Origin of the sequence: Nocardia sp. BMG111209 (assembly GCF_000381925.1) — a bacterium.
GTDB lineage: Bacteria > Actinomycetota > Actinomycetes > Mycobacteriales > Mycobacteriaceae > Nocardia.
Genome location: NZ_KB907307.1, coordinates 3,756,171 through 3,777,344, shown reverse-complemented (window position 1 = coordinate 3,777,344; position 21,174 = coordinate 3,756,171). Strand labels below are relative to the sequence as shown.

Genomic DNA, 21,174 nt, shown 5'->3' with positions numbered 1-21,174 from the left:
CGGTCGGAACGCGAGTGCGAGTTCAGCGGCCGATCCGGTCCAGTTCGGCGAGGTCGTCGCCGGCGAGCGACAGGCGCGCGCCCGCGACGTTCTCGCGCAGGTGCGCCGCCGAGGACGTCCCGGGGATCAGCAGGATGTTCGGCGACCGGCGCAGCAGCCACGCCAGCGCGACCGACATCGGCGTCGTGCCCAGCCGCGCGGCCACGGCCGACAGCGTCGCGGACTGTAGCGGCGCGAATCCGCCGAGCGGGAAGAACGGCACATAGGCGATGCCCTCCCCGGCGAGCCGGTCGATCAGCGCGTCGTCGGCGCGGTGGGCGAGGTTGTACCTGTTCTGCACGCAGACGATCGGCGCGATCGCCTGCGCTTCGAGGACCTGTTCGGCCGTCGCGTTGCTCACGCCGAGATGCCGGATCAGGCCCTGCCGCTGCAGCTCGACGAGCGTCTCGAACGGCTCGGCGAGCGAACCGGGACGGGGTCCGCGCGCGTCGCCGAGCCGCAGGTTGACCACGTCGAGCACCTCGACGCCGAGGCTGTCGAGGTTGTCGTGCACCGCGCGGCGCACGTCCTCGGGCCGCCGGGCCGGGGGCCAGCCGCCGTCCGGATCGCGGGTCGCGCCGACCTTGGTCACGAGGTGCAGCGCGCCGGGGTAGGGGTGCAGCGCCTCCCGGATCAGCCGGTTGGTCACCAGCGGCCCGTACGCCGCGCTGGTATCGATGTGGGTGATGCCGAGTTCGGCGACCTCGCGCAGGACCGCCAGTGCGCCGTCGCGATCGGCCGGCGGGCCCATGACCCCGGGACCGGCGAGTTGCATGGCGCCGTAACCGAATCGGCCGACGGTCAGTTCACCGAGAGGCCAACGGCCGCCGGGAAGCGTGGTGGACAGCATGGTGTGCCTTTCGTCGGGTCGAGGTGGTGCACAGTGGTTCGTTGCTCCACTATGGTGGGGTAACTTTCCACCAGGAAGTACGCACCTCGAAGTGCGTAACCCACCCACGGGTCCGAGGAGTGGCGGATGGCGACGATGACGGCGGCCCAGCAGCGGGCACAGTCCAAGGCGCGGTACGACGCGTTCGTGGCGGCCTGCCCGAGTCGCAAGCTGCTGGACCGGATCTCCGACAAATGGGTCACGCTGATCCTGTCCGCACTGGGCAGCGACGGCTCGCATCGGGAGGGCGCCGGATGCGCCGGACAGCCCCGGGCGATGCGGTATTCGGAGCTCGCCCGGCTGCTGGCCGGCGTCAGCCAGAAGATGCTCACCCAGACGCTGCGCGCCCTGGAACGCGACGGGCTGGTCACCCGCACGGTCACGCCGACCGTGCCGGTCACGGTCTCCTACGAGCTGACCGACCTCGGGCTGTCGCTGCACCTGATGCTGCGCGGCGTGAAGAGCTGGGCCGAGACGCATATGGACGAGGTGCTGGAGAACCGCGCGGCCTACGACGACCGCACCGCCTGATCCGGGCCTACCGGGCGCCCAGCTTCGGCAGCCGGAAGCGCCGGCCCGTGGTGTCCGCCGGCGGCGCGGCGAGCCCGGACAGCGTCGCGAACTCGTCGTCGGTGAGTGTGATCCGGGCGGCGGCCATGTTCTGTTCCAGATGCGCGACGCTCGACGTTCCGGGAATCGGCAGGATCACCGGCGAGCGGCGCAACAGCCAGGCCAGCGCGATCTGGGCGGGTGTGGCGTCGTGCGCCGCGGCGATGGCGCTCAGCGGCCCGCCACCCTTGGCCAGCTCACCGGTCGCGATCGGGAACCACGGGATGAACGCGATACCGGCGGCCTCGGCGTGGTCGAGCAGATCCTCGGAGTCCCGGGTGTTCAGGTTGTAGAGGTTCTGCACCGACACGATGGTGGCCAGCTTGCGCGCCGCGGCCAGCTGGTCGACGGTCACCTGCGACAGCCCGATGTGCCGGATCTTCCCTTCCTGTTGCAGCTGTACCAGCGTGCCGATCTGATCGGCCGCGGGAACCTTCGGATCGATGCGGTGCAACTGGTACAGGTCGATCGTCTCCAGTCCCAGATGCCGCAGGCTGAGCTCCAGCTGCTGCCGCAGATATTCCGGCCGCCCGAGCGGTTCCCACACGCCGGGGCCCGGCCGGCTGAGCCCGGCCTTGGTCGCGATGACCAGATCGTCGGGGTACGGGTGCAAGGCCTCCCGGATCAGCCGCTCGCTGACGAACGGCCCGTACGAGTCCGCGGTGTCGATGAGCGTGACACCGAGCTCCACGGCCCGCCGCAGCACGCGCACGGCCTCGTCGGGATCCTTCGGCGTGCCCCAGACGCCGGGGCCGGTGAGTTGCATGGAACCGTAGCCGAGCCGATGAACGGGCCGGTCACCACCGATCGCGAAGGTGCCGGAGGCGGCTGCGGGACGGGAGTCGGTGAAGGTAGCCATGATTCCTTCCGTGTACGGACGAGACCTACCCCTTCGACCCTAGGCCGATCCACGCGCGGGTGCAGCCTCCGCCACGAGTCATCGCCACGAGTCTTGCATTCATTGCAGCCCGCACGAGTCGATTGCCGGACAACGGATCTCACCCGCGCGCGACGAGCGCGCGGATCACCACCCCGAGCCCGGCCAGCGCGAGCAACGTCCCCACCGTCGGAGCCACGACCGTACCGATACCCGGATCGACGAGCCGGAACGGCAGGTGCAGCGGGTTATGCGCGTTCGCCTCCGCGATGCGATGACGCGCGCGCAGCCCCAGCGTCACCGCCAGCACTCCGGTCACGATGGCGGTCGCGCCGCCGGCCACCGGAACCCAGCGCCCGCGGACCGCGACCGCGGCCGCCGCGAGCAGCACGGTCGCGCCCGCCGCGACCAGGACGGCGACCGGCCAGGTCCCGGACAGGGTCGCCAGCGAACCGTGCCCGAAGGCATTCGCCCGATGCAGCCGGGTCACGATCCGGCGCACCCGGTCCGTCGGTTCCGTCCAGGGCAGGAAGACGGCGACCGCGACGGTCACCGCGAGCGCCCCGACGATCACCCACACCGGCCACGGCACCGCGGCACGCCGGCTGACCGGAGCGGCCGGGCTCCCGGCATCCGGCCGGTAGCCGCGCACGGCCGCCGGTGGGGCGAATCCCGTTGCGGGCGAAGAATGTCTGCCCATGGGCACGGTGAGATCGTCCGCCGCAGCCGGATTCGGGCCCGGGGCGGTCGTGATCCGTTCCGTCGGCGCGTCGTACCCACCCGATTGTCCGGCGGGCCGCGAATTGCGGTGATCTGGAGGGGAACTCACGTCCGGTACGGTAGCGACACCGGCCGCCGCCCGCGACTCGGCGACGAATCTCGGCGGCCCGGAAATGCCGGAGCCCCAGCCGGATTCGGCTGGGGCTCCGAGAGAACGGTTGTGCCGTAACGACTTAGACGTCGTAGTACAGCGCGAACTCGTACGGGTGCGGACGCAGGTTGACCGGTGCGATCTCACCCTCGCGCTTGAGCTGGATCCAGGTCTCGACCAGGTCCTCGGTGAACACGCCACCCTCGGTGAGGTAGTCGTGATCGTCCTCGAGGCGGTCGATCACCGACGACAGGCTGGTGGGGGCCTGCGGGATGTTCTTGGCCTCCTCCGGCGGGAGCTCGTAGAGGTCCTTGTCGACCGGGGCGGCCGGCTCGATCTTCTTCTTGATGCCGTCCAGGCCGGCCATCATCATGGCGGCGAAGGCCAGGTACGGGTTACCCGAGGAGTCGGGGGCACGGAACTCGAGGCGCTTGGCCTTCGGGTTGTTGCCGGTGACCGGGATGCGGACCGCGGCGGAGCGGTTGCGCTGCGAGTACACCAGGTTGATCGGGGCCTCGAAGCCCGGCACCAGGCGGTGGTAGGAGTTCACCGTCGGGTTGGTGAACGCCAGCAGCGACGGCGCGTGGTGCAGGATGCCACCGATGTACCAGCGGGCCAGGTCCGACAGGCCGCCGTAGCCGGCCTCGTCGTGGAACAGCGGCTTGCCGTCCTTCCACAGCGACTGGTGCACGTGCATGCCCGAGCCGTTGTCGCCGAACAGCGGCTTCGGCATGAAGGTGACCGTCTTGCCCTCGGCCCAGGCGGTGTTCTTCACGATGTACTTGAACAGCTGCAGGTCGTCGGCCGCCGACAGCAGGGTGTTGAAGCGGTAGTTGATCTCGGCCTGGCCGGCGGTGCCCACCTCGTGGTGACCGCGCTCCAGCACGAAGCCCGCGTTCTGCAGGTTGGTGGAGATCTTGTCGCGCAGGTCGACGTAGTGGTCGTACGGCGCGACGGGGAAGTAGCCACCCTTCGGCCGCACCTTGTAACCGCGGTTCGGGGAGCCGTCCGGGTTGAACTCGGCACCGGTGTTCCAGGAACCGGAGACCGACTCGATCTCGTAGAACGCGCCGTTCATCTGCGAGTCGTAGCGGATCGAGTCGAAGATGTAGAACTCCGCCTCGGCGCCGAAGTACGCCGTGTCGGCGACGCCGGTGCTCTTCAGGTACTCCTCGGCCTTGCGCGCGACGTTACGCGGGTCGCGGCTGTAGGACTCGCGGGTGAACGGGTCGTGCACGAAGAAGTTCAGGTTCACGGTCTTCGCGGCCCGGAAGGGGTCCAGCCGAGCGGTGGTGTAGTCGGGCAGCAGCAGCATGTCCGACTCGTCGATGGACTGGAAGCCGCGCACCGAGGAACCGTCGAACGCCAGGCCTTCTTCGGCCAGGTCGGTCGTGAACGACTTCGCGGGGATCGAGAAGTGCTGCGCCTGCCCGGGGAGGTCGGTGAAACGGACGTCCAGGTACTCGACGTCCTCCTCCTTGATGTACTTGATGACCTCGTCGGCCGTGCTGAACGCCACTTAGTACTCCTTACGGATCGGTTCCCAGCCAGGTGCCGATTGCTGGGTGTCGCCGCTGAACGGTAAGGACGCGGTGTTTCCCGACAATCAAGCCCGTGTTTCGCCAGTGTTACACGTGCCGCTGGTGGCAAGCGTCAGTGCTCGCGGACCCTCGTGAGGCCCGGACCGATCACGGATCGTTGCTCGACCAGCACGCTTATCCTGCCATTGCCGCTTCCCGCACGGTCGTGAAGGGCCCCGAAAACTCGGCTGTGATTCTTGCCGCGAACACCGCCGCGGACGAGAGTTTTTCGCCCGCAACCCTTTCGAATCGAGGATCGCGCGGCGGTGCCGGCCGGGTCGCGCGACCGGATGCGCGCGGGTGCGATCCCGGCCGCCCGGCGCACCCGCCGCCGTCGCTAGTCTGGATTCATGGCACGAATTACCGGTTCCTGGCTGTCCGGGCCGAACGCGGCCGATCCGGACGACGCACGGACGGCGGAGTATCCGGGCGAGCTGCTGGGACTGCCGAAGACGGGCGCCGGCTCGCTGGCCGGGATGGCGCGGCGGATCGTGGCGCTGTTCGTCGACTGGTTCATCGCGCTGGGCATCACCGCGCTGATCCTGCACGGTCACAACGGCTCGCTGAACACGCTGACGCTGGTGGTGTGGTTCGTCATCGGGGTCGGGACGGTCGTGCTGTTCGGCTTCACCCCGGGGCAATACTTCCTGCGCCTGCGCACGATCCGCATCGACTCCACCGGCGGCGTCGGCATCGTGCGGGCCGTGGCCCGGCAGGTGCTGCTGATCTTCGTGATCCCGGCGCTGTTCACCGACGCCGACGGCCGCGGCATGCACGACCGGGCCACCGGCACCGCCCTGGTGCACTCCCGCTGAGCAGCCTGGACGGAAAAGGGCCGAACGGAATCCGTTCGGCCCTTTCTGTCCAGCTCAGCGCCGGCGGATTGTGCGCTGCACCGAGCGCATCTTCGCGCCGGCGGGCAGCGGGCCCTTCGGCATCGCCGGGCCGCCACGGGTGGCCAGCGCCGACATCCGGCTCTCGATCTGATCCATGCGCTTGTCGTCGATGTTGCGCGGGAGTTTGGTGAGGTAGCGCTGCAGACTCTTCAGCGGGACCTGGCCGTCCTCGTTGCCGATGATGACGTCGTAGATGGGCGTGTCGCCCACCAGCCGGGACGTCTTCTTCTTCTCCTGCGCGAGCAGCGACTTGAGCCGCTGCGGTGAGCCCTCCGCGACCAGGACGATGCCCGGCAGTCCGATCACCCGGTGCACGGCGTCCAGCTGGGTCGTCGCGGCCACACCCTGGGTGACCCGCCACTTGCCCCGCAGATTGTCCAGTACCCACGCGGCCGCGCCGGCCTGCCCCTCGGCCTTCGCGTAGACGCTCTTCTGCACCCGCTGGCCGAAGATGAAGAACGCGAGCAGACCGCCCAGGATCAGGCCGAACGGCAGGAGGGCCCACTCCAGGTGGAACAGCAGGCCGATGAGGAAGGCCACGACGGTGACCCCGACCAGCGCGCCGATCAACAGGGGCAGCAGCAGCTTGTCCTCTTTGCGCTGCATCTGGAACGCCTGCCATATCTGGCGGCGACGCTCCTTCGACGCCTGTCTGCGGGCCGCTCTCGCCGCGGCTTTCGCTTCCTTCGACGGCTTACCGTCCTTACCTGCTGCCATATTTCTCAGGATAGTGCGCGGCCCCCGGTGGCGGCGCAACCGGATCTCTCCGGCACCGGGCACGATCGCGCGCCGCGGTCAGGTGGCCGCCGCGGCCGCCTTGCGCAGGGCCTCGGCCACCTGGGCGGGCATCGGTTCGTGCCGGACGTAGTCGCGGGTGAACCCGGCGTCGCCGTGCGCCAGCGAGCGCAGGTCGACGGCGTACCGGGACAGTTCCAGTTCCGGGACCTCCGCACGGATCTCGGTGCGCCGGGCGGCCGCCGGTTCGGTGCCGAGCACCCGGCCGCGGCGCGCGGACAGATCGCCGAGCACGGTGCCGACATGATCGTCGGCCACGGTGACCCGCACCTCGGCGATCGGTTCCAGCAGGCTGATCCGCGCGGCCGCCGCGGCCTCCCGCAACGCCAGCGCGCCGGCGGTCTGGAAGGCGGCGTCCGACGAGTCGACCGAATGCGCCTTGCCGTCGTACAGCGTCACCCGCACGTCGACCAGGGGATGACCGGCCACCACGCCGCGCGCGGCCTGGGCCCGCACCCCCTTCTCCACGGCCGGGATGAACTGCCGCGGCACCACGCCACCGACCACCTTGTCGACGAATTCGATCCCGGAACCCTCCGGCAGCGGTTCCACCGTGATCTCGCACACGGCGTACTGGCCGTGCCCGCCGGACTGTTTGACGTGCCGGCCGCGGCCGGATCCGCTGGTCGCGAAGGTCTCCCGCAGCGCCACCTCGTACTCGACGACGTCGACCGCGACGCCGAACCGGGACCGCAGGCGTTCCAGGGCGACATCGCGGTGGGCCTCGCCCAGGCACCACAGCACCAGCTGGTGGGTGTGGCCGTTCTGTTCCGGGTGCAGCGTCGGATCCTCGGCGATCAGCCGGGCCAGGCCCTGGGACAGTTTGTCCTCGTCGGTCTTGCCGTGGGCCCGGATCGCGACCGGCAGCAGCGGACGCGGCAGCGGCCACGGCTCGATCAGCAACGGGGAATCCTTGCCGGACAGGGTGTCCCCGGTCTCGGCGTGCCCGAGTTTGGTGAGGCAGGCGATATCGCCGGCGATGGCCCGGCCCACCGGCCGCTGCTGCCTGCCGAAGGGGGCCGAGACGGCGCCGATGCGTTCGTCGACGTCGTGATCGCGGTCGTGGTCCGCGTCGTGGCGGCCGCAGACGTGGACGGTCTCGTCCGCGTGCAGGGTGCCGGAGAACACCCGGACCAGCGATACCCGGCCGACGTACGGATCGGAGGCGGTGCGGATCACCTCGGCGGCCAGCGGCGCGGCCGGATCGCAGGCCAGCACCGCGGCCGGACCGCCGGGGGCCGCGGCCGACACGGCGTGTTCGGCGGGGGTGGGGAAGCCGCGGGTGATCAGGTCCAGCAGTTCGACCGTGCCGAGACCCTCCCGGCCCTCGCCCGGCGGCGGGGCCGCGATCAGGATCGGGTGGAAACTGCCGCGCGCGACCGCGCGCTCCAGATCGGCGAGCAGGGTCGCCGGGTCGATCTCCGCACCGGCGAGATACCGGTCCATCAGGGTCTCGTCCTCGCTCTCGGCGATGATCCCCTCGATCAGCCGGCCGCGGGCCGATTCGATCAGTTCCGACTGGCCGGCGGTCGGCTCGGTGCGGGTGTGCGTGCCGGCGGAATAGTCGAAGACCTGCCGGGTGAGCAGGTCGATCAGGCCGGTGACCGGCCGGTGACCGTCGCCGCCGGGTGGGCCGTAGACCGGCAGGTGCAGCGGCAGCATGGTCTCGGCCGCGCCGCCGCCGAGGATCGCGCGGCAGGTCTCGACCATCTCGTCGAAGTCGGCGCGGGTGGCGTCCAGATGGGTGATGATCAGCGCGCGCGGCATCCCGACGGCCGCGCACTCCGCCCACAGCGTCGTCGTCGGCCCGGTGACACCGGCGGCGCCCGCCGCGGCCGAGACGACGAACAGGGCCGCGTCCGCGGCGCGCAGCCCGGCCCGCAACTCCCCGACGAAATCGGCGTAGCCGGGTGTGTCCAGGAGATTTATCTTGATGCCGTCCCAGCCGAGCGGCACCACCGACAGCTGGACGGATCGATGCTGCCGCTGTTCGATGTCGTCGTAGTCGGAGACGCTGGTGCCGTCCTCGACCCGCCCGGCCCGGAGCACCGCACCGGTGGCGACGGCCAGGGCCTCCACCAGCGTGGTCTTGCCCGAACCGCTGTGACCGACCAGCGCCACGTTCCGGATGTCGGCCGGACGCTCCGCGATCACCGTCTTACCGTTGGCCGCCGCTCTGCCGTCGGCGGCCCCGTTGCTCGCCTTCTCGACCATGTGCGCTCCCGAAGTCGACACGGGTGGTTAACCCGAGCTTCCCACTCCGGACCACCGGATGTCAGCTGTTCGTGCGATTACCGCAGGTCGACGGGGTGCAAGGGATCACTTGCCGAAGCGGGCGAGCACCGAGGTGGCCTCCTGTGCGGCGGAGCCCTCCGCGGCCAGATGGGCCATCTCCGGGGCGATCGGGCGGCCGTGGTGGGCCATCGCCTGCGCGTAGAGTCGGCCCGCGCGGTAGGAGGAGCGGACCAGCGGCCCGGCCATCACGCCGGCGAAACCGAGTTCGGTGGCGACGCGGGAGTGCTCGACGAACTCCTCCGGCTTGACCCAGCGGTCGACCGGGTGGTGCCGCGGCGACGGCCGCAGGTACTGGGTGATCGTGAGGATGTCGCATCCGGCCTCGTGCAGGTCGCGCATGGCCTGGGTGACCTCCTCCGGGGTCTCGCCCATGCCCAGGATCAGATTGGACTTGGTGACCAGGCCCGCCGCGCGGGCCGCGGTCAGCACGGCCAGCGACCGCTCGTAGCGGAACGCCGGGCGGATCCGCTTGAAGATGCGCGGCACCGTCTCCAGATTGTGCGCGAGCACCTCCGGGCGGGCGGCGAACACCTCGGCCAGCTGCTCCGGCTCGGCGTTGAAATCGGGGATCAGCAGTTCCACACCGGTATTCGGGTTGAGCGCCTTGATGGCCCGCACGGTCTCCGCGTACAGCCAGGCGCCGCCGTCGGGCAGATCGTCGCGGGCCACGCCGGTGATGGTGGAGTAGCGCAGGCCCATCGCCTGCACGCTCTCGGCGACCCGGCGCGGTTCGTCGCGATCGAGTTCGGCGGGCTTGCCGGTGTCGATCTGGCAGAAGTCGCAGCGGCGGGTGCACTGTTCACCACCGATGAGGAAGGTGGCCTCGCGGTCCTCCCAGCATTCGAAGATGTTCGGGCAGCCGGCCTCCTCGCAGACCGTGTGCAGCCCTTCGCGTTTCACCAGGCCCTTGAGTTCGGTGTACTCGGGGCCCATGGTCGCGCGGGTGCGGATCCAGGACGGCTTGCGTTCGATCGGGGTCTGCGCGTTGCGGGCCTCGATGCGAAGCAGTTTGCGGCCGTTGGGTGCAGCGGACGCAGGAGGGGTTGCCGGGGTGTCGACGGAGGTCACCGAACCGATGCTACGCCGTGATCATCGGTCGCCGGCGCGCGCGTCCGGGGGTGTGACCGGCGCGACGGGACGGTCGGTGACCGGCAGCTCGCCGTCGAGCGCGCGCCGGACGGCGGTGGCCACCAGCGGCTTCAGCTCGGCCACCGTGACCTCCCGGCCCAGCTCCCGGGTGAGGGTGGTGACACCGGCGTCGCGGATACCGCACGGCACGATCGCCTCGAACCCGTCCATCACGGAATTGCAGTTCAGCGACAGTCCGTGCAGGGCGACGCCGCGCTGCACCCGCACCCCGATGGCGGCGACCTTGCGCTGTGGCGCGGCGGGCCCGGCGGGCAGCCACACCCCGGACCGGCCCTCGACCCGGCCGCACCCGACGCCGAGCCCGGTGCACACCGTGATCAACGCCTCTTCCAGCCGTCGTACGTAATCGACGATGTCGACCGGTTCGGCCAGCCGCACGATCGGGTAGCCGACCAGTTGCCCCGGGCCGTGCCAGGTGATCTTCCCGCCGCGGTCGACCCGGACCACCGGACTGCCGTCGATGGGCAGATCGTCCGGTTCGGTGCGCTTTCCGGCGGTGAACACCGAGGGGTGTTCCAGCAGCAGCAGCCGATCCCGACCCAGGCCGTCGGCGCGCTCGCCGGCGATCTCGCGCTGCAGATCCCAGGCCCGGTGATAGTCGACCAGCCCGAGATCGCGGACCAGCAGCGGGGTGTCGTCGAAGCGGGCGGATGCGGTCGCGCGCCGACCGGCCGGGATCACCGGCGACGGCGGGGTGTCGGTCCGGTGCCCAGCGGGTTTGCCGAGGGCGGTCAGCTCGGTCACGAACCAGACGGTACGCGAATGTCGTGCGATTCCGGCGCCGGGGGGCCGGACGGCATGGGCACGGTCAGCTGCATCAGCGTCAGATCCAGCCAGCGGCCGAATTTCCATCCCACCTGCGGCATCTCGCCCACGGTCCGGAAACCGAACTTCTCGTGCAGGGTGATCGAGACGGTGTTGGTGGATTCGATCGCGGCGACCACCGTGTGCACCGTGCCCGAGCGGCGCGCTCGCGCAACGAGTTCGGTCAGCAGCGCGCTCGCGATACCGCGGCGGTGGTAGGCGTCGGCGACGTACACCGAATTCTCGACGCAGTACCGGTAACCGATCTTCGGCCGGAACTGGCCGTAGGAGGCATATCCCGCGACACGACCGTCGACCTCGGCGACCAGTATCGGATGTCCGGCCGCGGTCCGCGACTTCCACCAGGCCAGCCGCTCGTCGAGCCCGACCTGTTCGTCGTCCCAGATCGCCGTCGAGACCGCGATGTTGTCGTTGTGGATCGCCAGGATCTCCGGCAGATCCGCCTCGCGCGCGTCCCGGATCACCGCCGGGGTCTTGTCCGTGCTCATCGACAGCAGCGTAACGGCCTGGCGCGGTGGTACTGCACACCGGCGGCGCACCGGGCTGGACCGCCCGGTGCGCCGCCGCGAATCTTCTTGTTACAGACCGAGATCGGCCTCGAACGCGGCTTCCTCCAGCCGGTGCCGGATGGTGGTGAGGAAGCGGCCGGCGTCGGCGCCGTCGATCAGGCGGTGGTCGTAGGTCAGCGGCAGGTAGCACATCGAGCGGATGCCGATGAACTCGTTGCCGTTGTCCGCGACCACCATCGGACGCCGCACGATCGCGCCGGTGCCCAGCATCGCCGACTGCGGCGGCAGCAGGATCGGGGTGTCGAACAGCGCACCCTGGCTGCCGATGTTGGTGATGGTGAAGGTGCCGCCGGCCAACTCGTCGGGCTTGAGGCCGCCGTTGCGGGCACGGTTGGCGATATCGGCGATCGCGCGGGCCAGGCCGGCCAGTGACAGGTCGCTGGCGTTGTGCACGACCGGCGACAGCAGGCCCTGCTCGGTGTCGACCGCGATACCGAGGTGGACCGCCGAGTGGTAGGTGATCTCCTTGGTGTCCTCGTTGTAGGACGCGTTGACGTTCGGGTGCACACCCAGCGCCTCGACCGCGGCCTTCGCGAAGAACGGCAGGAAGGTCAGGTTGACGCCCTCGCGGTCCTTGAACGCGTCCTTGGCCCGGCCGCGCAGCGCGGCGATCTTGGTGACGTCGACCTCGTGGGTCTGGGTCAGCTGCGCGGTGGTCTGCAAGGATTCGCGGGTCTTGACGGCGGTGATCTGCCGGATCCGGCTGGCCTTCTGGACCGTGCCGCGCAGGTGCTGCAACTCGGGGCGGACACCGGCGGGTGCGGCGGAGGCGGCGACCGGCGCCTTGGCGGCCGGGGCCGGCGCGGCGGGGGCGGCGGCCGGAGCGGGCTCCGGGGCCTTGTTCGCCTCGGCGGCGGCCAGCACGTCCTGCTTGCGGATGCGGCCGCCGACACCGGAACCCTTCACGGCTGCCAGGTCGACGTTGTTCTCCGCGGCCAGTTTCCGGACCAGCGGGGTGACGTAGGGGGAGTCGCCGTTCGAGGCGGGCTCGGGTGCGGCGTGCGCCGGAGCGGACGCGGGTGCGGGTGCCGGTGCCGGGGCAGAGGCAGGTGCGGGAGCAGCCGGTGCCGGGGCCGGGGCGGGCGCAGCGGCCGCGGGTGCCGGGGCGGGCGCAGCGGCCGCGGGTGCCGGGGCGGGTGCAGGAGCCGGGGCGGGCGCGGGTGCCGGAGCAGCCGGGGCGGGTGCCGGAGCAGGCGCGGGAGCCGGTGCGGCGGCGGGCGATCCGCTGCCGATCACCCCGAGTTGACCGCCGACCGCGACGACGTCGTCCTCGTTCGCGCTGATCTCCAGCAGCGTGCCGGCAACCGGCGACGGGATCTCGGTGTCGACCTTGTCGGTGGAGACCTCGAGCAGCGGCTCGTCGACGGCGACCTGATCGCCGACCTGCTTCAGCCAGCGGGTGACGGTGCCCTCCGTGACGGACTCACCGAGCTCGGGCATCTTCACCGGAGTACCGGAAGCGGCGGAGGCGGCAGGGGCGGCGGGCGCCGGAGCGGCGGCCTGCGGTGCGGGCGCCGGAGCGGATTCGGCGGCGGGCGCGGGGGCCGGTGCGGGTGCGGGTTCGGCGGCGGCAGGGGCCGGGGCCGGAGCGGATGCGGGGGCCTCGCCGGCCGCGCTGATCACGCCCAGTTCGCCGCCGACCTCGACGACGTCGTCCTCCTGGGCCACGATGCGGGACAGGACACCGGCGGCGGGTGCGGGGATTTCGGTGTCGACCTTGTCGGTGGACACCTCGAGCAGGGGCTCGTCGACCTCGACCGTGTCTCCTTCCTGCTTCAGCCACCTGGTCACAGTGCCCTCGGTGACGCTCTCACCGAGGGCCGGCATCTGGACGGAGAAGGCCATGTCCGTTGACTCCTATAACTGCTCGACGGGTCTACAACAGTTGTCTCTGGCGGGCGCCCACCGCGGTCGCGATGAATGTCCCACGCCACCGAACGTTCTGCGTGGCACCGGAGATCCGTGTGGGTTCGTTGTTTCCGGTGTTCCATCCTTGCACTCGCCCGGCGGGGGCTTACCACAGGGCGGCGGTGTTTCGGCGGCGGCACCGAAACTCCGCCGCTGGCAGTATCGATGAACCGGGTGTGAGTGTTCCGGTGTCCGGAGAAGGAGGTGGGGCGGGGATGGGCATGCTCGATCGTTTCCGCCGATCGGTGCGGGGCGCCGGCGGTCCGGATACCGCCGACGCGCGGTATCTGGCCGATTGGGTGCGTGGGCATCCCGGCGTGGAGGCGTACGTCGAGCCCCGCACCACGGTGACCGATGTCACCGTGGTGCTGGTGGCGGCCGACGGTGAGTGGACGCGGCGCGTCGTGGGGGAGCGTGGCGCGCAGCGATTGTCGAGCCGCCTGCAGATCCCCGTCTACGACGTGCGGCGCACCGGATATCCGCAGCGGATGCGGGATTTCGACGCTCGCCGGCGCATCGAACGTCGGCGAGCCGTCGAGGACGATCTGCGCGATCACCGGTAGGCCGCGGGCCTATTCGGCGGCGATGTCGTCCAGTACCGCGATCAGGGTGCGAACCGGTACGCCCGTACCACCCTTGCCGACGTAGCCGTACGGCCCGCCGGTGTTGTACGCCGGGCCGGCGACGTCGAGGTGGGCCCACTGCACGCCCTCGGGCACGAACTCCTTGAGGTACAGCCCGGCCACCAGCATGCCGCCGTTGCGGTGCGGCGAGACGTTGGCGAGGTCGGCGACCTTCGAGTTCAGGTCGGGCCGCAGCTCGGCCGGCAGCGGCATCGCCCAGCCGTTCTCGCCGGCGGCCTGGGACAGCCGCGCGACCCGGTCGCGGAACTCCTCGGTGCCCATCACGCCCGGGGTGCGGGCGCCGAGCGCGACCAGCTGCGCGCCGGTCAGGGTGGCCACGTCGATCAGGTAGTCGGGGGAGTCCTCGCCCGCGCGGACGATGGCGTCGGCGAGGATCAGCCGGCCCTCGGCGTCGGTGTTGATCACCTCGACGGTGATGCCGCCGTACTGGGTGATGACGTCACCGGGCCGCTGTGCGGTGTCCGACGGCATGTTCTCGGCCATCGGCACGGTGGCGGTGACGGTGACCGGCAGCCCCAGCCGGGCCGCGAGCAGCGTGGTCGCGATGACCGCCGCGGCGCCCGCCATATCGGAGGTCATGTTCTCCATGTTCGCGGCCGGCTTGATCGAGATGCCGCCGGTGTCGAAGGTGATGCCCTTGCCGATCAGCGCCACCTTCTTCGGGCCGCCGGCGTAGGTGATGCGGACCAGCCGCGGCGGCCGCGAGGAGCCCTGGCCGACGCCGACGATGCCGCCGAAACCGTTGTCCGCCAACGTCTTCTCGTCGAGCACCTCGACCTCGAGACCGGCCGCGGTGGCCAGTTCGGCTGCGCGCGCGGCGAATTCGGCCGGGTAGAGCCGGTTCGGCGGGGTGTTGACGAAATCGCGTGCGGTGGCGACGGCCTCGGCCACCGCCTGGGCCCGGAACAGCTCCTGCTCACCGGAATCCGGTGCGGGGACCAGGAATTCGACCCGCTGGACGCGCTGCTCGTCCGGCTTCGGCGCGGATTTGTCCGACTTGAACGGGGTGAAGGTGTAGGCGCCGAGATAGAAGCCCTCCGCCGCCGCGCCGAGATCCAGTCCGGACAGCGTGGTGGCGGCGGTGCCGATCCCGGCCAGCGCCCGCCCGGCCACGCCGGCCGACTTGCGGACCTGCTCGGCGTCGACCTTCTCGGCCGCGCCGAGACCGACGGCCAGCACGCTGGTGACCGGCAGCCCGGCCGGCGCCGGAATCCGGGTCAGCTCCTCGGGCTTACCCTTCGCGCCGACCGCGCGCAGCTGCTGCAGCAGGGATTCGCGGACCTCCGCGCCGAGCACATCGCCGAAGGCGTCGGCCGGCGCGAGCGCGGGGCCGTCCTCCGTGATGACGAGTCCGATCACGAGAACATCGGTGTCCGTCCCGATGTCGGTGATGCGCGCGAGTTCCGGTCCGAGCGAACGATCTGCAACAGCTGTCATGCGCCCAAGGCTACTGTCGCCCACCCCGTCCCGTCCTTCCGGCGCTCACCCGCGGAATCACGTGTCGGCACCGGTGGACCCGCGAGCGGCCCCCGCCGCAGTAAGCTCCGGCGGGTGAGCGACTCCCAGCTGCTGCAAGGCCCCATCCACGCCGTCCACGCGGAGCTCGGCGCGAAATTCGCGCCGTTCGGGGGATGGGAGATGCCGGTCCAGTACGGCGGTACCGTGCGCGAGCATCTCGCGGTGCGGTCCGCGGCCGGGCTGTTCGACGTCAGCCATCTGGGCAAGGCGGTGGTGCGCGGGCCGGGGGCCGCGGAATTCGTGAACGCCGCCCTGACCAACGATCTGCACCGGATCCGGCCGGGCAAGGCGCAATACACGCTGTGCTGCACCGAGGCCGGCGGTGTCGTCGACGATCTGATCGCCTACTACGTCGCCGACGACGAGATCTTCCTGGTACCCAACGCCGCCAACACCCCCGCGGTGGTCGCCGCGCTGGCCGCGGCCGCGCCCGCCGATGTCACCGTGACGGACCTGCATCGCGACTACGCGGTGTTCGCGGTGCAGGGCCCGCGCTCGGCCGACGTGCTCGCGGCCCTCGGCCTGCCCGCCGATATGGAGTACATGGCCTACGCCGACGCGGATCGGCACGGCTCCCCGGTCCGGGTGTGCCGCACCGGATACACCGGTGAGCACGGCTACGAACTGCTGCCGCGCTGGGCCGAGGCGGAACCGCTGTTCCGGGCGCTGCTGGCGGAGGTCACCGCCGTCGGCGGCCTGCCCGCCGGGCTCGGCGCCCGCGACACCCTGCGCACCGAGATGGGCTATCCGCTGCACGGGCACGAGTTGTCCGCGGACATCTCGCCGGTGCAGGCACGCGCCGGGTGGGCCGTGGGCTGGAAGAAGCCGCAGTTCTGGGGCAAAGCCGCACTGGAACAGGAGAAGTCGGCCGGACCGCGCCGAATCCTGATGGGCCTCAGGGCGATCGATCGCGGCGTCCTGCGCGGCGGCCAGACCGTCCTGCGCGGCGGCGACGTCGTCGGCGAGACCACCTCCGGCACCTTCTCACCCAGCCTGGAGGCCGGTATCGCACTGGCCCTGCTCGATACCGCCGCGGGCCTGGAACCCGGTGCCGAGGTGGAGGTCGACGTCCGCGGCCGCCGGCTGCGCGCGGAGGTCGTCCGGCCGCCGTTCGTCACCCCGCACACCTCCTGACGGTGCGTCCGGGGCGGAATTTGCTCGTACCACGCTGTCGGCGGGTGAGCGGGCCGTTCTAGGATTCCAGGCATGACAGTCGCCGCGCAGTTCGTCCGTGTTCCGCATCCCGCGCCCGTTCCGGCGCAGCGGCGACAGGAGATACTCGCGGAGCCCGGTTTCGGCCGGTACTTCACCGATCACATGGTGACCATCGAGTACGCCGACGGGCAGTGGGCCAACGCCCGGGTGGAGCCGTACGGACCGGTGGCGATGGACCCGGCGACCATGGTGTTCCACTACGGTCAGGCGATTTTCGAGGGCCTCAAGGCGTACCGGCAGGCCGACGGCAGCATCGCGACCTTCCGCGTCGACGCCAACGCCGCGCGGCTGCGGCGCTCGGCCCGCCGGATGGCAATGGCCGAACTGCCGGAGGAACTGTTCGTCGAATCGGTGCGGCAGCTGCTCGAGGTGGACGCCGACTGGGTGCCCGCCGCGGGCGGCGAGGAGTCGCTGTACCTTCGCCCGTTCGTGTTCTCCACCGAGGTCGGCCTGGGCGTGAAGCCGGCCGAGGCGTACAAGTACATGCTGCTGGCCTCGCCGGCGGGTGCGTACTTCCCGCGTGGGCTCAAGCCGGTGCGGGTGTGGCTGTCCACCGAATTCGTGCGGGCCGCGCCCGGCGGCACCGGCGAGGCGAAGGCCGCCGGTAACTACGCCGCCTCGCTGCTGGCCCAGAGGCAGGCCGCCGACAAGGGCTGTGACCAGGTCGTCTGGCTCGACGCCTGTGAGCATCGCTACATCGAGGAGATGGGTACCAACAACCTGTTCTTCGTATTCGGCGCGGGTTCCGAGGCCCGGCTGGTCACCCCGGAACTGTCCGGCTCGCTGCTACCCGGCATCACCCGCGATTCGCTGATCACCCTGGCCGCCGATTCCGGCTATCAGGTGGAGGAGCGCAAGATCTCGGTGGAAGAGCTGCGCGAGGGGGCCGAATCCGGTGCGATCACCGAGGTCTTCGGCTGCGGTACCGCCGCCGTCGTGATCCCGGTTGCCTCGGTGCGGTCGGAGGACGGCGAGTTCACCATCGGCACCGGCGAGCCGGGCGAGGTCACCATGGCCCTGCGCGACACCCTGACCGGAATCCAGCGCGGCACCTTCGCCGACAACCACGGCTGGCTGCGCACCCTGGCCTGACGGGCGTGCCAGGCCGCCGCGATGGCCGCGGCCCGCCGGCGATTTCAGCCCGGCATCAGCGCGTGCCACTGGTCCAGGGTCTGCGGCCGCATCACGTAATTGCTGTCGCGGACCTGGGACAGCGCGGCATTGGGTTCCTGGGAATACCAGTGCCCCGGATACACCACCGGATCACCCTTCAGATCCGCCAGATACCGCAGGCTGCGGAACATCGCGTCGGAGTCGCCGCCGGGGAAATCGGTCCGGCCGCAGCCGTCGACGAACAGCGTGTCGCCGGCCACCAGCCGGTCGGCCACCAGGAAGCACTGGCTGCCGGGCGTGTGACCGGGCGTGTGCAGCAGTTCGATGTCCAGGGCTCCGACGGTGACGATATCGCCGTGATCGTGACCGGTCAGCTCGCCGGGCGCGATTCCGGTGACGTTCGCCACCCAGGACAGCTCCTCCCGCTGCACGTGCACCGGCACCTGCACCCGTTCCAGCAGTTCCCGCACGCCGCGCAGGGTGAATCCGAGCATCGTGCCGCCGACGTGATCCGGATGGTGATGGGTGGCCAGCACACCGGTCAGCCGCAGTCCGTCCGCCTCGACGAGGTCGACGAGATCGCCCGCCGCGTACGCCGGATCGACCACCACACATTCGCCGGTCTCCCGGTCACCGATGAGGTAGGCGAAGTTGCGCATCTGGGTGGCGATCGGATCGCCCACGGCCCAGTCGCGGCCGGCGAGGAGCTGACGGAAATACAAGCGGTCGGATCCCATACACCCACCCTATTGTCTGTGTGTCAATAGACTTCACGCCCGGTCATGTGACTTCTCACCGCGTCCAGGCCCATTGATAGGGAGAATCGCGGTTACAGGAAAAGCGCGGGCGAATCCTGCTCCGGCGTCCGGTCGGCTACCAGCCCAGGACGGCGGCGATATCGGTGGCCGCATCCGGTCCGTAGGCAGCGCCGATGCGGTCCAGGGCGGTCCGCGGGTCGAGCTGCCACTCCTGGGTTCCGGTGGTCTCCAGCACCAGCACGGCGACCAGCGAACCCAGCTGCGCGGAGCGCTCCAGGCTCAGGCCAGCGGTGTGCCCGGTGAGGAAACCGGCCCGGAAGGCGTCGCCGACCCCGGTCGGATCCACCTTGCCCAGTTCGGGCACCACCTCGACGTACACCTCGATGCCGTCGGTATCGACGATCTGCACACCCTTGGCGCCCAGCGTGGTGACCCGGATGCCGACGTGGCGGCCGATCTCCTCGGGGCTGAGGCCGGTCTTCTGCAGCAGCAGGCCCCACTCGTACTCGTTGGTGAACAGGTAGGCGGCGCCGTCGATCAGCCGCAGCGCCTGCGCACCGTCGATGAGGGCCAGCTGCTGCGAGGGGTCGGCGGCGAACGGGATCCCAAGCTCGCGGCATTCGGCGGTGTGCCGGGCCATGGCCTCGGGATCGTTGGCGCCGATCAGCACCAGCTCGAGCGTGCGATCCGCGGCCAGTTCGGCGATGGAGATCTCGCGGGCCTCGCTCATCGCACCGGGGTAGAACGAGGCGATCTGCGCCATCGTCTCGTCGGTGGTGCACACGAATCGGGCGGTCTGCGCGGTCGCGGACGTCCGCACGGTCGAACAGTCGACGCCGTGCTCCTCGAGCCAGCCGCGGTATTCCGCGAAGTCCGGGCCGACCGCGCCGACGAGCAGGGGGGTACGGCCGAGCAGACCCATGGCGAACGCGATGTTGCCGGCCACACCGCCGCGGCGGATCACCAGATCATCGACCAGGAAACTCAGCGAGACATGCTCCAGCTGGTCGGCCAGCAGCACATCGGAGAACTTTCCGGGGAAGCGCATCAGATTGTCGGTCGCAATCGATGCGGACACAGCGATGGTCACGAAGGTCGGTCCTTAGTGTGTCGAGGCGAGATCAGCCTGAAGGCTTGTCCGACTCAGCGTACCGCGTACGCATCCCAGGAAGTAAGACCGACGGGCGCACGAACAGCGCGGGTCCGTGGTCGGGACCCGCGCTGTGGGGGAAATCTCAGTTGAAGCTGTCGCCGCAGGCGCAGGAGCCGGTGGCGTTCGGGTTGTCGATGGTGAAACCCTGCTTCTCGATGGTGTCGACGAAGTCGATCGCCGCGCCCTGCACATACGGAGCGCTCATCCGGTCGACGACCAGGTTCACGCCACCGAATTCGACGACCAGGTCGCCGTCGAGGGCGCGATCGTCGAAGAAGAGCTGGTAACGCAGTCCCGCGCAACCACCCGGCTGCACGGCGATCCGCAGCGCCAGATCGTCGCGACCCTCCTGATCGAGCAGCGCCTTCGCCTTACCGGCGGCAGCCTCGGTCAGAGTCACACCGTGGATGGCGGTCGCGGTCTCGTTCTGCACAGTCATGAACTCTCCTAAGGACCCGTGTTCAACCCGTGAACAGCGCTCGGCTCGCGCGCCTCACGCTTGCCTGCCGTCAACGCCGGCTCGCGGTCGGCTATTCCAATCTTGCCACCCGGATGCCCGCCGCGTGTTCGCGCACCCCGAAAACGGCGTGCGAAATCATCGGCGACCGCGCCTCGTGTCCGGGGGAATTGTCGGCTGCGGCCGTTGTGCGCGGAAGAACCCCGGGTGACCGGCGGTGGAACAACAGGTACACGGTTGCAAGGGCAACCCCAGGCCGGACCGCATTTCCGGACTCGGCCGACATCGAATAGCCTGGTCGCGTGAAGTTCCTCCGCCGCGGCGACGCCAGCACCACCGACACCCTCGCCGAAGAGCCCTCGGCCGTTCCGGCGAGCGCCCGCGGTGCGGCGACCACCGCCGGCAAGGGCCGGGCCACCCCGAAGCGACGTGAAGCCGAGGGCCGCCGCCGCGGTCCGATCGCACCCGCCCCGATGAGCTCCAAGGAAGCGCGGGCCCGCCGCAAGGGCACTCGCGGCACCCGCGCCGAGCGCAAGGCGGCCTCCTCGGATCGCCGCGCCGCCGCCGCCGACCGGCGCGCCCGCATGCTCGCCGGTGAGGACAAATACCTCTTACCGCGCGACCGCGGCCCGGTCCGCGCCTACGTCCGCGATCTGGTCGACGCCCGCCGCAACCTGGTCGGCCTGTTCATGCCGCTGGCGCTGGTGTTGATTCTCACCATGTTCCTGACGCCGCTGGTGCAGGGTTATGTGACCATCGCCATGCTGGTCATGATGCTGTTCATGGCGGTCGAGGGGGTCGTACTCGGCCGCATCATCAACAAGCGGGTGCGGGAACGCTACCCGGACGCGTCCGATTCCTCGCTGTCGCTGGGCTGGTACGCCTTCGTGCGCGCCTCGCAGATCCGCCGGATGCGCGCGCCGAAACCCCGGGTGAATCCGGGCGAGAGCGTCTAGCCCGCAACCACGAGAGGCATCCGCCGCGGATGCCTCTTTTTTGTTGCCGTGGGAGCGA

The 21,174-nt window shown here is 70.4% G+C and carries 20 protein-coding genes; 6 read left to right on the top strand and 14 right to left on the bottom strand.

Annotated elements, in window-relative coordinates; all coding sequences use genetic code 11:
* Nucleotides 1-22: 22 nt before the first annotated feature.
* Nucleotides 23-889, bottom strand: coding sequence for an aldo/keto reductase family oxidoreductase (locus G361_RS0117395; RefSeq protein ID WP_019928379.1), 867 nt, complete (start codon nt 887-889; stop codon nt 23-25).
* Nucleotides 890-1,015: 126 nt separating this feature from the next.
* Here G361_RS0117395 and G361_RS0117390 point away from each other — a divergent pair, with 126 nt between their 5' ends.
* The gene (locus G361_RS0117390) at nt 1,016-1,459 is read left to right on the top strand and encodes a helix-turn-helix domain-containing protein (protein ID WP_019928378.1); all 444 of its coding nucleotides are present in this window, start codon (nt 1,016-1,018) and stop codon (nt 1,457-1,459) included.
* 7 nt (nt 1,460-1,466) lie between these two features.
* Here G361_RS0117390 and G361_RS0117385 read toward each other — a convergent pair whose 3' ends face one another.
* The 3 genes from G361_RS0117385 to glnA form a co-directional block, all read right to left on the bottom strand.
* Nucleotides 1,467-2,396: an aldo/keto reductase gene (locus tag G361_RS0117385; RefSeq protein ID WP_019928377.1), complete on the bottom strand. Its 930-nt coding sequence runs from the start codon at nt 2,394-2,396 to the stop codon at nt 1,467-1,469.
* A 139-nt stretch (nt 2,397-2,535) separates the two neighbouring features.
* Nucleotides 2,536-3,243, bottom strand: coding sequence for a hypothetical protein (locus G361_RS0117380; RefSeq protein ID WP_155981479.1), 708 nt, complete (start codon nt 3,241-3,243; stop codon nt 2,536-2,538).
* A 124-nt stretch (nt 3,244-3,367) separates the two neighbouring features.
* Nucleotides 3,368-4,804, bottom strand: coding sequence for a type I glutamate--ammonia ligase (gene glnA / locus G361_RS0117375; protein ID WP_019928375.1), 1,437 nt, complete (start codon nt 4,802-4,804; stop codon nt 3,368-3,370).
* Between the two features lie 411 nt (nt 4,805-5,215).
* Between glnA and G361_RS0117370 the strand changes: the two genes are divergently transcribed.
* A complete protein-coding gene (locus tag G361_RS0117370) occupies nt 5,216-5,680 on the top strand; it encodes an RDD family protein (protein ID WP_019928374.1) in 465 nt (154 codons plus the stop codon).
* Nucleotides 5,681-5,734: 54 nt separating this feature from the next.
* Here the strand turns inward: G361_RS0117370 and G361_RS0117365 are convergent, their stop codons facing one another.
* The 6 genes from G361_RS0117365 to sucB form a co-directional block, all read right to left on the bottom strand.
* Nucleotides 5,735-6,478 carry a DUF4191 domain-containing protein gene (locus G361_RS0117365; RefSeq protein WP_026343150.1) on the bottom strand — a complete coding sequence of 248 codons (744 nt, stop codon included), beginning with the start codon at nt 6,476-6,478 and terminating at the stop codon, nt 5,735-5,737.
* Between the two features lie 78 nt (nt 6,479-6,556).
* Entirely contained in the window at nt 6,557-8,770 is a 2,214-nt protein-coding gene (locus tag G361_RS0117360) for an elongation factor G-like protein EF-G2 (protein ID WP_019928372.1), read from the bottom strand.
* A 105-nt stretch (nt 8,771-8,875) separates the two neighbouring features.
* Entirely contained in the window at nt 8,876-9,919 is a 1,044-nt protein-coding gene (gene lipA, locus G361_RS0117355; RefSeq protein WP_019928371.1) for a lipoyl synthase, read from the bottom strand.
* 21 nt (nt 9,920-9,940) lie between these two features.
* Nucleotides 9,941-10,678 carry a lipoyl(octanoyl) transferase LipB gene (gene lipB, locus G361_RS0117350; protein WP_036495172.1) on the bottom strand — a complete coding sequence of 246 codons (738 nt, stop codon included), beginning with the start codon at nt 10,676-10,678 and terminating at the stop codon, nt 9,941-9,943.
* Between the two features lie 62 nt (nt 10,679-10,740).
* Nucleotides 10,741-11,313 (bottom strand): GNAT family N-acetyltransferase, encoded by a 573-nt coding sequence (locus G361_RS43905; RefSeq protein WP_019928369.1) that lies wholly within the window; start codon nt 11,311-11,313, stop codon nt 10,741-10,743.
* Between the two features lie 90 nt (nt 11,314-11,403).
* Nucleotides 11,404-13,239, bottom strand: a complete 1,836-nt coding sequence (gene sucB, locus G361_RS0117340; RefSeq protein ID WP_019928368.1) for a 2-oxoglutarate dehydrogenase, E2 component, dihydrolipoamide succinyltransferase — start codon at nt 13,237-13,239, stop codon at nt 11,404-11,406.
* Between the two features lie 278 nt (nt 13,240-13,517).
* Between sucB and G361_RS0117335 the strand changes: the two genes are divergently transcribed.
* Nucleotides 13,518-13,865, top strand: coding sequence for a hypothetical protein (locus G361_RS0117335; protein ID WP_019928367.1), 348 nt, complete (start codon nt 13,518-13,520; stop codon nt 13,863-13,865).
* A gap of 9 nt (nt 13,866-13,874) precedes the next feature.
* Here the strand turns inward: G361_RS0117335 and G361_RS0117330 are convergent, their stop codons facing one another.
* On the bottom strand, nt 13,875-15,383 hold the full coding sequence (locus G361_RS0117330) for a leucyl aminopeptidase (RefSeq protein ID WP_019928366.1): 1,509 nt from the start codon (nt 15,381-15,383) through the stop codon (nt 13,875-13,877).
* A gap of 114 nt (nt 15,384-15,497) precedes the next feature.
* Here G361_RS0117330 and gcvT point away from each other — a divergent pair, with 114 nt between their 5' ends.
* Complete coding sequence (gcvT, locus tag G361_RS0117325) at nt 15,498-16,598, top strand: glycine cleavage system aminomethyltransferase GcvT (protein ID WP_019928365.1); 1,101 nt, start codon at nt 15,498-15,500, stop codon at nt 16,596-16,598.
* Nucleotides 16,599-16,670: 72 nt separating this feature from the next.
* Nucleotides 16,671-17,771: a branched-chain amino acid aminotransferase gene (locus G361_RS0117320; protein ID WP_019928364.1), complete on the top strand. Its 1,101-nt coding sequence runs from the start codon at nt 16,671-16,673 to the stop codon at nt 17,769-17,771.
* A gap of 44 nt (nt 17,772-17,815) precedes the next feature.
* Here the strand turns inward: G361_RS0117320 and G361_RS0117315 are convergent, their stop codons facing one another.
* From G361_RS0117315 to G361_RS0117305, 3 genes are all read right to left on the bottom strand, one after another.
* Entirely contained in the window at nt 17,816-18,529 is a 714-nt protein-coding gene (locus G361_RS0117315) for an MBL fold metallo-hydrolase (RefSeq protein WP_019928363.1), read from the bottom strand.
* A gap of 136 nt (nt 18,530-18,665) precedes the next feature.
* Nucleotides 18,666-19,640 (bottom strand): carbohydrate kinase family protein, encoded by a 975-nt coding sequence (locus G361_RS0117310; protein WP_019928362.1) that lies wholly within the window; start codon nt 19,638-19,640, stop codon nt 18,666-18,668.
* A 145-nt stretch (nt 19,641-19,785) separates the two neighbouring features.
* A complete protein-coding gene (locus G361_RS0117305) occupies nt 19,786-20,142 on the bottom strand; it encodes an iron-sulfur cluster assembly accessory protein (protein ID WP_019928361.1) in 357 nt (118 codons plus the stop codon).
* Between the two features lie 320 nt (nt 20,143-20,462).
* Between G361_RS0117305 and G361_RS0117300 the strand changes: the two genes are divergently transcribed.
* A complete protein-coding gene (locus G361_RS0117300) occupies nt 20,463-21,116 on the top strand; it encodes a DUF3043 domain-containing protein (RefSeq protein WP_019928360.1) in 654 nt (217 codons plus the stop codon).
* Nucleotides 21,117-21,174 lie beyond the last annotated feature (58 nt).

Bases quoted from the DNA above. Each gene is read 5' to 3' on its own strand.
- G361_RS0117395 (WP_019928379.1), bottom strand. From the start codon at position 889: ATGCTGTCCACCACGCTTCCCGGCGGCCGTTGGCCTCTCGGTGAACTG.
- G361_RS0117390 (WP_019928378.1), top strand. From the start codon at position 1,016: ATGGCGACGATGACGGCGGCCCAGCAGCGGGCACAGTCCAAGGCGCGG.
- G361_RS0117385 (WP_019928377.1), bottom strand. From the start codon at position 2,396: ATGGCTACCTTCACCGACTCCCGTCCCGCAGCCGCCTCCGGCACCTTC.
- G361_RS0117370 (WP_019928374.1), top strand. From the start codon at position 5,216: ATGGCACGAATTACCGGTTCCTGGCTGTCCGGGCCGAACGCGGCCGAT.
- G361_RS0117365 (WP_026343150.1), bottom strand. From the start codon at position 6,478: ATGGCAGCAGGTAAGGACGGTAAGCCGTCGAAGGAAGCGAAAGCCGCG.
- G361_RS0117360 (WP_019928372.1), bottom strand. From the start codon at position 8,770: ATGGTCGAGAAGGCGAGCAACGGGGCCGCCGACGGCAGAGCGGCGGCC.
- G361_RS43905 (WP_019928369.1), bottom strand. From the start codon at position 11,313: ATGAGCACGGACAAGACCCCGGCGGTGATCCGGGACGCGCGCGAGGCG.
- sucB (WP_019928368.1), bottom strand. From the start codon at position 13,239: ATGGCCTTCTCCGTCCAGATGCCGGCCCTCGGTGAGAGCGTCACCGAG.
- G361_RS0117335 (WP_019928367.1), top strand. From the start codon at position 13,518: ATGGGCATGCTCGATCGTTTCCGCCGATCGGTGCGGGGCGCCGGCGGT.
- G361_RS0117330 (WP_019928366.1), bottom strand. From the start codon at position 15,383: ATGACAGCTGTTGCAGATCGTTCGCTCGGACCGGAACTCGCGCGCATC.
- G361_RS0117320 (WP_019928364.1), top strand. From the start codon at position 16,671: ATGACAGTCGCCGCGCAGTTCGTCCGTGTTCCGCATCCCGCGCCCGTT.
- G361_RS0117315 (WP_019928363.1), bottom strand. From the start codon at position 18,529: ATGGGATCCGACCGCTTGTATTTCCGTCAGCTCCTCGCCGGCCGCGAC.
- G361_RS0117305 (WP_019928361.1), bottom strand. From the start codon at position 20,142: ATGACTGTGCAGAACGAGACCGCGACCGCCATCCACGGTGTGACTCTG.